The 12,630-nt window shown below is 71.0% G+C and carries 11 protein-coding genes; 10 read left to right on the plus strand and 1 reads right to left on the minus strand.

All coding sequences use genetic code 11. From position 1 onward, the window contains the following. Positions 1-598 precede the first annotated feature (598 nt). From ACIWVC_RS32275 to ACIWVC_RS32320, 10 genes are all read left to right on the plus strand, one after another. Positions 599-1,765, plus strand: a complete 1,167-nt coding sequence (locus ACIWVC_RS32275) for a glutamate--cysteine ligase (protein WP_396452401.1) — start codon at positions 599-601, stop codon at positions 1,763-1,765. 133 nt (positions 1,766-1,898) lie between these two features. Next, positions 1,899-3,305 carry an amidohydrolase gene (locus ACIWVC_RS32280; protein ID WP_396452418.1) on the plus strand — a complete coding sequence of 469 codons (1,407 nt, stop codon included), beginning with the start codon at positions 1,899-1,901 and terminating at the stop codon, positions 3,303-3,305. A 244-nt stretch (positions 3,306-3,549) separates the two neighbouring features. Continuing rightward, complete coding sequence (locus tag ACIWVC_RS32285) at positions 3,550-4,611, plus strand: BMP family protein (protein WP_396452403.1); 1,062 nt, start codon at positions 3,550-3,552, stop codon at positions 4,609-4,611. Positions 4,612-4,735: 124 nt separating this feature from the next. Then, entirely contained in the window at positions 4,736-6,274 is a 1,539-nt protein-coding gene (locus ACIWVC_RS32290; protein ID WP_396455001.1) for an ABC transporter ATP-binding protein, read from the plus strand. Then, complete coding sequence (locus ACIWVC_RS32295) at positions 6,271-7,638, plus strand: ABC transporter permease (protein ID WP_396455002.1); 1,368 nt, start codon at positions 6,271-6,273, stop codon at positions 7,636-7,638. The genes ACIWVC_RS32290 and ACIWVC_RS32295 overlap by 4 nt, the downstream gene beginning before the upstream one ends. Then, positions 7,635-8,990, plus strand: coding sequence for an ABC transporter permease (locus tag ACIWVC_RS32300; RefSeq protein ID WP_396452408.1), 1,356 nt, complete (start codon positions 7,635-7,637; stop codon positions 8,988-8,990). Before ACIWVC_RS32295 ends, ACIWVC_RS32300 begins: the two co-directional genes overlap by 4 nt. A gap of 5 nt (positions 8,991-8,995) precedes the next feature. Then, entirely contained in the window at positions 8,996-9,400 is a 405-nt protein-coding gene (locus ACIWVC_RS32305; protein WP_396452410.1) for a cytidine deaminase, read from the plus strand. Between the two features lie 4 nt (positions 9,401-9,404). Continuing rightward, entirely contained in the window at positions 9,405-10,679 is a 1,275-nt protein-coding gene (locus tag ACIWVC_RS32310) for a thymidine phosphorylase (protein WP_396452411.1), read from the plus strand. A gap of 30 nt (positions 10,680-10,709) precedes the next feature. Continuing rightward, complete coding sequence (locus ACIWVC_RS32315; protein ID WP_396452413.1) at positions 10,710-11,399, plus strand: Uma2 family endonuclease; 690 nt, start codon at positions 10,710-10,712, stop codon at positions 11,397-11,399. A 123-nt stretch (positions 11,400-11,522) separates the two neighbouring features. Next, on the plus strand, positions 11,523-11,732 hold the full coding sequence (locus ACIWVC_RS32320) for a DUF397 domain-containing protein (protein ID WP_396452415.1): 210 nt from the start codon (positions 11,523-11,525) through the stop codon (positions 11,730-11,732). Positions 11,733-11,859: 127 nt separating this feature from the next. On the opposite strand, the gene ACIWVC_RS32325 is transcribed toward ACIWVC_RS32320, so the two are convergent. Next, a partial coding sequence (locus ACIWVC_RS32325) for a hypothetical protein (protein ID WP_396452417.1) occupies positions 11,860-12,630 on the minus strand: 771 nt, incomplete at its 5' end.

Consider the following 12,630-nt stretch of genomic DNA (forward strand, 5'->3'; position numbering starts at 1 on the left):
CGGCGGGCGCCGCGACCAGCGCGGGCGCCGCGGCGACGGCGGCCGCCGCGACCGGAATCGTGCACACCGTCAGGGCGCGGCGGACGCCGGCCGGCCCTCGTCGCTCGGCTCGCAAGCTCTCGACGCTCCTCTTTCCCGTGGGAGCCGTACCGCTCCCGACGCGCAGGCGCCCAACGCCCATGACTCCCCCGAAGACTAGGCGACGTATCCGGCGAAGGGGTACCCGACCGCGAAGACGGCAAGCATGGGACGGACGCGACGCATGGAGCAGACGTGATATGACGGTACGTAAGGGACACGCTTCATTGGTCACAGTCCGTCATGGACGGTATTTTGGGACGGGCTGACTAGTTCGATCTAGTGATGCCCCGAACAAGATCGATGACCGAAAAGTAGGACCCCCGGACGTCCGTCCCCCGCCCGCATGAGTCAAATGATCCGCAAAGGGCATGGACACCCGGCAGGGTGGCGGGCACGAGCGCCATCATGGAGCGAACACGTGACCTGGACCGGCGTTTGTCCAGGCTTAGGGACCCGCTGGCTGAATTGCGCCACGTGCCACGCAACGACCTGCAAGGATTGTGGACGGAGGTTGGCCGTGGCCATTGACTTCAACGCATCGAACGGCGCGACGCTCGGCGTCGAGTGGGAGATCCAGCTGGTCGATGCGGAGACCAGGCACCTGCGGCAGGACGCACGCGAGGTGCTCGCCGCCCTGCCCGCGCTCAGCCTGGACGGGGACAACCCCCGCATCCGGCACGAGCTGATGGAGTCGATGGTCGAGGTCGTGACCGGGATCTGCAGCACCGTGGGCGAGGCCAAGGCCGACCTGGCCGGCACGCTCGGCGCGCTTCGGGCCGCCGCCGCCGACCGCGGCATCGCGCTGGCCTGCACGGGCACCCACCCGATCAGCGACTGGCGGGACGCGGTGATGGCGCCGATGGGCCGCTACGCCCAGCTCGTCGAGGAGATGCAGTGGCTGGCGCGCCGCATCCAGACGTTCGGCGTTCACGTCCACGTCGGCATCTCCGACGGCGCCAAGGCGATCCCCATCGTCAACGCGCTCTCGTCCTACCTTCCGCACTTCCTGGCGCTCACCGCGTCCAGCCCGTTCTGGAGCGGCGGCGACACCGGCCTGGCATCCTGCCGGGCGGTCGTCTTCGGCCAGCTCCCGACGGCCGGACCACCCCACCTGTTGGACGGCTGGGCGGCGTTCGAGGATTACATGGAGACGCTGATGCGTTCCGGAACTATCCGGAGCATCAAAGAGGTGTGGTGGGACATCCGCCCGCATCCCGACTTCGGCACGGTCGAGATCAGGATGTTCGACGGCATCCCGACCCTGCGCGAGGTGGGCATGGCCGCGGCGCTGTGCCAGAGCCTGGTCACGCTGTTCGATCAGCAGCTCGACCGGGGCTACACGCTGCCGAAACCGGCGGCCTGGGTGGTGCGCGACAACAAGTGGCGCGCGACCCGGTACGGGCTGGACGCCATCATCATCACCGACGACAGCGGCAACACCGCGCCGCTCCGCGACGACCTGTACGAGCTGATCAGGGAGCTGGAGCCGGTCGCCGACCGGCTCGGCTGCGCCGAGGAGCTCAAGGTCGCCGGCGAGGTCCTGGAGCAGGGGGCCGCGTACGAGCGGCAGCGCGCGATCCGCGCCGAGGGCGGGACGCTGGAGCACATCGTCGACGCGGCGATCACGGAGCTCGCGGAGGACCGGTTCGTCACACTGGGGGAGGTCGTACATGCCGGAGCCTGAGAGGCCGCAGCGGACGGCCCGCCCCGCGAACGCGAAGCCGCCGAAGAGCGAACACGTCGTAGAGAACGTTCCCGAGAACGAGAACACCACCGGGCGGGCGCCGTTCGGCTCCGCCGTCGCACAGGGGGCGCAGATGACACATCCGGGACCCGGGGTGATGCCCGGCCTTGAACCACCCGATGCCGCGGACCCCGTGGACCGGGACGCCGGCGAGGCCGGCCCCCTGAACGGAACCGCGGCAGCCGGCGGACCCCGGGCGGGGACGCCCGGCCCCGGCCGCGCGAGCGTGCCCGCGGTGCTCGGCGGCGCCGTCCTGCAGCCGCAGCTCGACGCGTTCCTGGCCGCGCACGAGGACGAGCTGATCGCGTTCCGCCGCGACCTGCACGCCCACCCCGAGCTGGGCTACGCCGAGCACCGCACCACCGCGAAGATCGCCGAGCGGCTGCGCGCCGCCGGCCTCGACCCGGTGGTCCTGCCCAAGGGCACCGGCCTGTTCTGCGACATCGGCCCCGCCGACGGCACCACGGTCGCGCTGCGCGCCGACATCGACGCGCTCCCGCTGCAGGACGAGAAGGAGGGCGTCCCGTACCGGTCGACGGTCCCCGGCGTCGCGCACGCGTGCGGCCACGACGTCCACACGGCGATGGTGCTGGGCGCGGGCCTGTTCCTCGCGCAGCAGGCCGAGGCCGGGCTGCTGCCGGGCCGGGTCCGGCTGCTGTTCCAGCCCGCCGAGGAGACCCCCGGCGGGGCGCTGGACGTGATGGCCGCCGGCGGCATCGCGGGCGTCGACCGCGCGTTCGCGCTGCACTGCGACCCGCGCATCGAGGTCGGCCAGCTCGGGCTGCGCACCGGCCCGATCACCGCCGCCTGCGACAAGGTGTACGTGAAGGTCACCGGCCCCGGCGGGCACACCGCCCGGCCGCACCTGACCGCCGACCTGGTGTACGCGCTCGCCAAGATCGTCACCGAGCTGCCGTCCGCGCTGTCCCGGCGCGTCGACCCGCGCTCCAGCCTGTCGCTGGTGTGGGGGCGCGTCTCGGCCGGGTCGGTCGCCAACGCGATCCCCGACGACGGGATCGCCGAGGGCACCGTCCGCTGCCTGGACGACGAGGCGTGGCACCGCGCGCCGGAGATGATGAAGGCGCTGCTGCAGTCGGTCGCCGCCGCCTACGACGTGGAGGCGTCGCTGGAGTACGTGCGGGGCGTCCCGCCGACCGTGAACGAGGCGGCCAGCGTGCAGATGTTCCGCGACGCCGCCGCGCAGGTGATCGACGAGGAGGGCGTCGTCCCGACCCCGCAGAGCCTCGGCGGCGAGGACTTCGGCTGGTACCTGGAGTCGATCCCCGGCGCGCTCGCCCGGCTCGGCGTCCGCACCCCCGGCTCGCCCGGCGAGTACGACCTGCACCGCGGCGACTTCGACGTCGACGAGCGGTGCATCGCGGTCGGCCTGCGGGTGCTGAGCGCCACCGCGCTGACCGCGCTGTGGGAAGGCGGCCGCCCCGGCGACGCCGAGCAGATCGAGGGCGCGGCGCTCGCGTAGCCGCCGTGTCACGCAACGTGACCTCCCGCCCCCCGCCGGTACCCTGTGACTTGGCAACTCCGCACGTCCCTCCGGCCACCGACGTCGCCGCTGACCTGTGGCGATATGCGTACGCATTGGTAACGGACCTATTGCGAATCGGTGCAGGCGGGAAGTTTGCCCTCTTTCGCGGGGTAGCGTCCGATCGATTTCGGTGACCGGACCGGTCGCCTGACCGTGGGTGGGGAACGGAAGGAGCGCTACCTTGCGCCGTGGACTGAAGACTTCGCTCGTCACCGTGACGGGTGCGGCGCTGCTGCTCAGCGCTTCCGCATGCGGTGGCAAGAAGGCGGACACCGGTGGCGGTGGTGACGAGGGCGGCAAGAAGACCCTCAAGATCGGCCTGGCCTTCGACATCGGCGGCCGCGGTGACCAGTCCTTCAACGACTCGGCCGCCGCCGGTCTCGACAAGGCGAAGAAGGACCTGAACGTCCAGACCGAGGAGATCTCGGCCAAGCCGGACGAGCCGGACTCCGACAAGGAGTCGCGCCTGCGGCTGCTCGCCAACAAGGGCTACAACCCGATCATCGGGGTGGGCTTCGCCTACACCACCTCCATCATCAAGGTCGCCAAGGACTTCCCGAACACCAAGTTCCTCGTCGTGGACGCCGACCAGTGCAAGGTCGAGGGCGCGAACGTCAGCGGCGCCTGCTTCGCCGAGGAGCAGGGGTCCTACCTGGTCGGCGCCGCCGCGGCGCTGAAGTCCAAGAGCGGCACGATCGGCTTCATCGGCGGCGTGAACGTGCCGCTGATCCAGAAGTTCTTCGCCGGCTACCAGGCGGGCGCGAAGAAGGCCAAGCCGGACATCAAGATCCTGCCGCCGAAGTACCTGACGCAGCCGCCGAACTTCAACGGCTTCAAGGACACGAGCCTCGGCAACGAGGCCGCCAAGGGCCAGCTCGACCAGGGCGCGGACGTCATCTACCACGCCGCGGGCGGCGCCGGCATCGGCGTCATCAAGACCGTCGGCGCGGCCGGCAAGTGGGCCATCGGCGTCGACTCCGACCAGTACAACCAGCCCGCGGTCGCCGGGGTGAAGGAGCACATCCTCACCTCGATGGTGAAGCACGTCGACGTGTCGGTGTTCGACTTCGTGGAGAGCGTCGCCAACGGCACGTTCAAGGCGGGCACCAAGACCTACGACCTCAGCAACGACGGTGTCGGCTACTCCGCGTCCGGCGGCAACGTCGACGACATCAAGGCCAAGCTGGACGAGCTGAAGGCCAAGGTCGTCAGCGGCGAGATCAAGGTCCCGACCAAGGCCTGACCCGGCGTTCCGGCCGTGCGCCGCACCGGGAGCCATCCGGCCGGGTGGCTTCCGGTGCGCGCCCGCGCCCGCCGTCGTCGTCGGCGCGTCCGAGGCAGCGTCCTAGGCAGGAGGAGGGGCACTCGTGCCTGACCAGGTGCCGGCCGTACGGCTGACATCGATCACCAAGCGGTTCCCCGGAGTGGTGGCCAACCGCGACATCAACCTCACGATCGAGCGCGGTGAGGTGCACGCGCTCTGCGGCGAGAACGGCGCCGGCAAGTCCACCCTGATGAAGATCCTCTACGGCATGCAGAAGCCGGACGAGGGCACCATCGAGGTCGGCGGCGAGCAGGTCTCCTTCCGCAGCCCGGCCGACGCGATCGAGCGCGGCATCGGCATGGTCCACCAGCACTTCAAGCTGGCCGACAACCTGACCGTGCTGGAGAACGTCGTCCTCGGCGCCGAGCCCCGCGCCAAGGGATGGCGGCGCGGCCGCATCGACTTCGCCGCCGCCCGCGCCAAGATCAAGGAGATGTCGCAGGCGTACGGGCTGCACGTCGACCCGGACACGCTGGTGGAGAACCTCGGCGTCGGCGAGCGGCAGCGCGTGGAGATCCTCAAGGTCCTGTACCGGGGCGCCCGCGTGCTGATCCTGGACGAGCCGACCGCGGTGCTCGTCCCGCAGGAGGTCGACGAGCTGTTCGGCAACCTGCGGGAGCTGCGCGCCGAGGGCCTCACGGTCCTGTTCATCTCGCACAAGCTGGACGAGGTGCTGGCCGTCGCCGACACGATCTCGGTGATCCGGCGCGGCACCACCGTCGCGACCCGGCTGGACCCGCGGGAGGTCACCTCCCGGCGGCTCGCCGAGCTGATGGTCGGGTCCGAGCTGCCGACCCCGGAACTGCGCGAGTCCACGGTCACGTCGGACGTGCAGCTGGAGGTCGGCGGGCTGACGGTGCTCACCCCCGAGGGCCGCCCGGTGGTCGACGACGTGTCGCTGCGCATCCGCCGCGGCGAGATCGTCGGGCTGGCCGGCGTCGAGGGCAACGGGCAGACCGAGCTCATCGAGGCGATCATGGGCATCCGGAACGCGGACACCGGGACGATCGTCTACGGCGGCGAGGAGATCACCCACTGGCCGACCCGGCGGCGCCGCGAGGCCGGCATCGCCTACATCCCCGAGGACCGGCACCGGCACGGGCTCGTCCTGGAGGGCTCGCTCTGGGAGAACCGGATGCTGGGCCACCAGACGCAGCGGCCGAACGTCCGCGGCCCCTGGATCGACCGGCGCGGCGCGCGCCGCGACACGACCCGGATCGTCCGCGAGTACGACGTCCGGACGCCCGGGATCGAGGTGCCCGCCGCCGCGCTGTCGGGCGGCAACCAGCAGAAGCTCATCGTCGGGCGGGAGATGTCCGGCGACCCGCACCTGCTGATCGCCGCGCACCCGACCCGCGGCATCGACGTCGGCGCCCAGGCCGCCATCTGGGAGTACCTGCGGCAGGCCCGCGCGGACGGGCTGGCCGTGCTGCTGATCAGCGCCGATCTTGAGGAACTCATCGGAATGTCCGACACCCTGCACGTGATCCTGCGGGGGCGGCTGGTCGCGGAGGTCGATCCGCGGACCGTCACCCCCGAGGAGCTCGGCTCCGCCATGACCGGCGCGGGCGGCGCCTCATGAGCGAGCCGAACGACCCGACGCCGCCGGGCGAGGAGCCGTCCGTCCCGGCGCAGCGCGGACCGGACGCCTCGGAGCAGCCGGACGCGCCCGAGCGCCCGGACGCGGCGGAGCGGCCGGCGGAGCCGGCGCCGGGCGCGGACGCCGGTGCGCCGCCGCCCGCGGGCCGGACCGCGACCACGCCGGGTGCCGCGGAGATCTCCGCCGTCCCGGCGTGGAAGGCGATCCTGAAGGGGATGGGCCCCACCGGGCTCGGGCTGAAGATCGGCGCGCCGCTGCTGGCGCTGCTGATCTCGCTCGGCATCACGATGATCCTGCTGCGGATCACCGGCGCCGACCCGATCAGCTCGATCCAGAGCATGATCGACTACGGCACCACGGAGAACTCGCTCGTCGACATCGTCAACCGCGCGACCCGGTACTACCTGTCGGCGGTCGCGGTGGCGATCGGGTTCCGGATGGCGCTGCTGAACATCGGCGTGGACGGCCAGTACCGGATCGCCGCGTTCCTCGCCGCCGCGCTCGGCGGCGCGCTCACCCTCCCCGCGCCGTTCGGGCAGCTGCTGGTGATCGTCGCGGCGATGGTCGTCGGCGGGCTGTGGGCCGCGATCGCGGGCGTGCTGAAGGTGACCCGCGGGGTCAGCGAGGTGCTGTCCACGATCATGCTGAACGCGATCGCGACCGGCATCATCGCCTACCTGCTGAACGACAAGCGGCTCGCCGAGGTGCGGCCGGGCAGCAACAACGTCGCGACCCCGCAGATCCCCGAGTCGGGGCGGGTCGGGCCGCTGAACGGGTTCCTGTCCTCGCTCGGCCTCGACCTGCCCGGCAACGTGTACGGGCTGCTGCCACTCGCGATCGTCGTCGGGATCGTGTTCTGGGTCGTGATCAACTACACCCGGTTCGGGTTCGACCTGAAGATCTCGGGGCTGTCGGCGTCCGCCGCGCAGGCCAGCGGCGTGAACGCCCGCCGCATGATCGTGTACACCATGGTCGCGTCCGGCGTGGTGGCCGGGCTGATCGGCATGCCGGAGCTGCTCGGCGCGTCCTACGAGTACTCGCTGAACTTCCCGGCCGGGCTCGGCTTCACCGGCATCACGGTGGCGCTGCTCGGCCGCAACCATCCGGCCGGCATCGCGCTCGCCGCGCTGCTGTTCGCGTTCCTCGACCAGACCTCCGACGTGCTCCAGGAGGTCGACGTGCCGAAGGAGATCGTCGGGGTCATGCAGGGCGTGGTCGTGCTGACCGTCGTCATCGTGTACGAGCTCGTCCGGCGCTGGGAGATCCGGCTGCAGCAGCGGGCCGTCGCCGCCGAGCTGGCCACCGGCCACGACCTGGCCCGCGAGGCCGCTGGGAGCGCCTCATGAGCGCCGTGACCGAGACGGTGGCCGCGAAGCAGGCCGCCAACGGGAAGATCCGGCTGCGCTGGCCGCACTACCTGCTGATCACCTCCGGGCTGCTGGTGCTGCTGTCGCTGGTCCGCGTGATCGACGACGCCGACCCGGTGACCTCCAGCGGGACGGTCAGCGCCGCGCTGCGCCTCGCCGTGCCGATCTTCCTGGCCGGGCTCGGCGGGCTCTGGTCCGAGCGGTCCGGTGTGATCAACATCGGCCTCGAAGGGATGATGATCCTCGGCACCTGGACCGGCGCCTGGGCCGGATACCAGTGGGGCCCGTGGATCGGCGTCCTCGCCGGCATCATCGGCGGCGCGCTCGGCGGGCTGCTGCACGCCATCGCGACCGTGTCGTTCGGCGTCGACCACATCGTGTCGGGCGTCGCGATCAACATCCTCGGGCTGGGCCTGACGCAGTTCCTGGCCGGGCTGATCTTCGACACCGGCCAGGCGAAGGCCCTGGGCGGCGGCCCCCGGCAGTCGCCGCCGGTCGATCCGATCATGACGTTGACGCTGCCGGTGCTGTCCGGCGGCAAGATCGGCGGCTGGCAGAGCCCGGACTGGCTCGGCTCGCTGGAGAACCACCACTGGTTCGCGGTGTCGGACGCCGCCGGGATCGTCCGCGGCCTGACCAGCGACATGTCGCTGCTGACGCTCGTGTCGCTGCTGCTCGTCCCGCTCAGCTTCCTGATCCTGTGGCGGACGCCGTTCGGCCTGCGCATCCGCTCCTGCGGCGAGGACCCGTACGCGGCCGAGTCGCTCGGCGTGCAGGTGTACCGGATGAAGTACGCCGCGGTGGTCATCTCCGGCGCGTTCTCCGGCCTGGCCGGCGCGTTCCTCGTCACCGTCGCCGCCCCGCTCTACCAGGACGGCCAGACCAACGGCCGCGGCTTCATCGGCCTCGCCGCCATGATCTTCGGCAACTGGCGTCCCGGCGGGCTCGCCGCGGGCTCGCTGCTGTTCGGGTACACCGACGCGATGAACGTGCGCGGCGGCGGGCAGTCCGTCCACGCGCTGCTGCTGTTCGTGGCGATCCTGCTGATCGGCGTCGCGCTCTGGCAGGGCGTCCGCGCGAACCGGCTGCGGCCGCAGGCGGTCACCGACCTGGCGCGCCGCGAGCTGCGCAACGCCTACCTCGGCGCGGTGCTGGCGCTGGTGTCGGCCGCCGGGCTGCTCGTCTGGTTCATGATGAGCGAGATCGTCCCCGGCGAGCTGGTCTCCTTCACGCCGCACCTGACGACGCTGCTCGTCCTGGCCCTGGCCAGCCAGCGGCTCCGGATGCCCGCCGCCAACGGGCTCCAGTACCGGCGGGGCGAGGCAAGATAGCCGGTATGGAGATCGACTGGCCCGCCCTGCGCGACGCCGCGCGGGAGGCGATGACGCGCGCGTACTGCCCGTACTCCGGCTTCCCGGTCGGCGCCGCCGCGCTGGTCGACGACGGCCGGATCATCACCGGGTGCAACGTGGAGAACGCCTCCTACGGGGTCGGGCTCTGCGCGGAGTGCTCGCTGGTGTCGGCGCTGCACGGCCCCGGCAAGTCGGCGCGGCCGCGCCTGGTCGCGGTGTCGGTCGTCGACAAGCACGGGGACCCCGTGATGCCCTGCGGGCGCTGCCGCCAGCTCCTCTGGGAGCACGGCGGCGCCCCGATGCTGCTGGAGACCGTCCGCGGCATCCTGCCCATGTCGGACGTCCTCCCGGACGCCTTCGGCCCCGACGACCTGATCGAGAGAGCGTGATCCCGTGGACGCCATCGACGTCATCCGCGCCAAGCGCGACGGGGGCGAGCTGACCCCCGCGCAGATCGACTGGGCCGTCGACGCCTACACGCGGGGCGCCATCGCCGAGGAGCAGATGTCGGCGCTGGCGATGGCGATCCTGCTGAACGGCATGACCCGCGCCGAGGTGGCGCGCTGGACGGAGGCGATGATCCGCTCCGGCGAGCGGATGGACTGGTCGTCCCTGGACCGCCCGACCACCGACAAGCACTCGACGGGCGGCGTGGGCGACAAGATCACCCTGCCGCTGGCGCCGCTGGTGGCGGCGTGCGGCGCGGCCGTCCCGCAGCTGTCCGGCCGCGGCCTCGGGCACACGGGCGGGACGCTGGACAAGCTGGAGTCGATCCCGGGCTGGAAGGCGTCGCTGTCGAACGCGGAGATGCTGGACGTCCTGCGCCGCGCGGGCGCGGTGATCTGCGCGGCGGGCAGCGGCCTGGCCCCGGCCGACCGCAAGCTGTACGCGCTCCGCGACGTGACGGGGACGGTCGAGTCGATCCCGCTGATCGCCTCCTCGATCATGTCGAAGAAGATCGCCGAGGGCACGGGCGCCCTGGTGCTGGACGTGAAGGTCGGCTCCGGCGCCTTCATGAAGACGGCCGGGGACGCCCGCGAGCTGGCCGAGACGATGGTCGCGATCGGCACCGACCACGGCCTCCGCACGATCGCGCTGCTGACCGCGATGGACCGCCCGCTGGGCAACGCGGTGGGCAACGCGGTCGAGGTGGCCGAGTCGGTGGAGGTCCTGGCGGGCGGCGGCCCGTCCGACGTGGTCGAGCTGACGTTGACCCTGGCCCGCGAGATGCTCGCCGCCGCGGGCGTCGCGGGCAAGGACCCGGCCGACGCCCTGAAGGACGGCTCCGCGATGGACGTCTGGCGCCGCATGATCACCGCCCAGGGCGGCGACCCGGACGCGCCGCTGCCGTCCGCCCGCGAGACCCACACGGTCACGGCCCCCTCCTCCGGCGTCCTGACGAGGCTGGACGCCTACGGGGTGGGCGTCGCGGCCTGGCGCCTAGGCGCCGGCCGCGCCCGCAAGGAAGACCCGGTCTCGTCCGGCGCGGGCGTGATCTGCCACGCCAAGCCGGGCGAAACGGTCACGAAGGGCCAGCCCCTCCTGACCCTCCACACCGACGACGAGGCCCGCTTCGCGCGCGCTCTCGAAGCCCTCGACGGCGCCTACGAGATCGAGGACGGCGGAACGCCGTCCCTCCACCCGTTGATCATCGACCGCATCGCCTGACCCGAACAAGCCGCGCTGGAGGCGGTGGACATGTCGGCCGATCAGCAGGTCGGCGTTTGCCGGGGGCCGGGAAAATGCGCTGAAGGTAGTCTGGCCGGGTACGCGTACCAACCCTGTCCGGAGGCGCAACGAGCCATGCAATCGCTGACTCTTCCATTGCCGTCCGGTGACATCTGGACCCGGGCAGACTATGAGGCGCTGCCCGAAGACCTCCCGGTACGTGTGAGCCTCATCCACGGAGAACTCGTCGTGAACCCCCGCCTCCGCCCGATCCATCAGCGCATTGCCCGGCGTTTGGCGACCCGTATCGAGGACGCCGCCCCCGATGCTTGGCAGGTCGACACCGACGTGGACGTCCTCCTGGATGACGACGAGGTCGAGCCGGTAGAGATCGCTCCCGACATTGTCGTTTACTCCGCCGAGCACGACGTCTACGAACGTCCCATCCCTGCCGATCTGGTGGCTCTGGTCGTCGAGGTGGTGTCGCCGTCCACCAAGCGCAAGGACCGGCGGATACAGCCGACCCTGTACGCGGAGGCCCGGATTCGGCATTACTGGCGCGTGGAGGCCGACCAGACCGCACCGGCGTTCGCGATCTACACATACGAGTTGGACGACGCTACAGGCGGATATGTCGCGACCGGCGTCCACCATGACCGGCTCACCACCGAACTGCCGTTCGACCTCGATATCGAACTCAAGGCCGTACGAGAGCCCTGACAACGGAAAAGTCGTCCTCCCCGCGCGATGATCAGAATCGACGTCGGTTCGGCCGCCGCGATCACACCCGCTCTACGGCGTTGGAAGCGCTAATCGCGGACGAATCATTCCGCCCTCTGCCCAGTGCCACAGCCATTCGGACAGGCTCGGTGTCGTTTCGACGATTCCAACCTCGATTGGCTGCACCAGTTCGGGTGGGAGATCGGGCTTGCTCCTGTAGTTGCGGTGCGGGATTCCAAAGATCCGGATGGTCCTCAGTTGGTGTTCGGCGCGGCCGAGTGGCGGGCGTTCGCGCAGCGTGCGAAAGCGCGCGAGTCCGACCTGGACTACTGAGACCGTCTCTCGGTAATGGCGCCGATGTGACGCGGCCCGTGGCACTCGTCGCCACCGGGGAGGCGGTCGCTTGCGGTGGGGGCCGGTATCGGCGTCCACACGCTGGTGGACGCCGATACCGGTCATGTCAGGCTGGTGACGTCGTGCCGCTCAGGTGCCTGGCGAAGAAGCGCACGGCGCTGTCGGCCTCGAACCTGGGCAGCTCTTTGTGCGTGCCGGTGTTCGCGTGCAGTGTCTTCTCCTTTGAGGCGAAGGCGTCGAACAACGCGAGGCCGGATTGCCGCGGGATGTGCTCGTCGTCCCATTGGAGCGCGTACTCGACTGGAACGGTGATGCGACTCGCTACCTCGGCCAGGTATTCGTCGTGCCAGAAGAGGCCGAACACCGCAGCAGTGATTCTGGGGTCGGCCGCCGTCAGCGGCATGCCGATCGCGGTGCCCATGTTCAGCCCGTAGTAGCCGACCGGGCCTTCGTCGCCGATCTCGGGCAGTTCCTGGAGGGCGTCCAGGGCCGCCTGCCATTCCGGCACGGCGCGCTCCGCCAGATGCAGGTTGTAGGGGACGACGATCGGGCCGACCGGCTCACCCGAGGCCATCGCCTGCTGCATCGCGGCGATCTCCCGCTCGTCTGTCGTGGTGCGCGGGCGGCCGCCGTGGCCGGGCGCGTCGATGGCCGCGACGTTGAAACCGCAGTGCTCGACGAGGAGGTGTGCGCGGCCGGCCGTCGGCGGGGCCTTGCTGTCCCGGCCGCCGCCGTGTCCGAGCAGGACGAGAGGCGCGCGGTCGCCGCCGGAATCGGGCGTCCAGAGCATGCCGGGGATATCACCCACGGCGAATTCGCGTTCGGTGACACCGTTGGACGATGTCTCCGCGGTAAAACGCACAGAGTTCATGGGTTT

The sequence above is a fragment of the Actinomadura sp. genome, from assembly GCF_044508335.1.
Lineage (GTDB): Bacteria > Actinomycetota > Actinomycetes > Streptosporangiales > Streptosporangiaceae > Spirillospora.

What these genes read in the sequence shown, in the direction of transcription:
- ACIWVC_RS32305 (WP_396452410.1), top strand. Translation starts at nt 8,996, where the DNA reads ATGGAGATCGACTGGCCCGCCCTGCGCGACGCCGCGCGGGAGGCGATG.
- ACIWVC_RS32315 (WP_396452413.1), top strand. Translation starts at nt 10,710, where the DNA reads ATGTCGGCCGATCAGCAGGTCGGCGTTTGCCGGGGGCCGGGAAAATGC.
- ACIWVC_RS32280 (WP_396452418.1), top strand. Translation starts at nt 1,899, where the DNA reads ATGACACATCCGGGACCCGGGGTGATGCCCGGCCTTGAACCACCCGAT.
- ACIWVC_RS32295 (WP_396455002.1), top strand. Translation starts at nt 6,271, where the DNA reads ATGAGCGAGCCGAACGACCCGACGCCGCCGGGCGAGGAGCCGTCCGTC.
- ACIWVC_RS32300 (WP_396452408.1), top strand. Translation starts at nt 7,635, where the DNA reads ATGAGCGCCGTGACCGAGACGGTGGCCGCGAAGCAGGCCGCCAACGGG.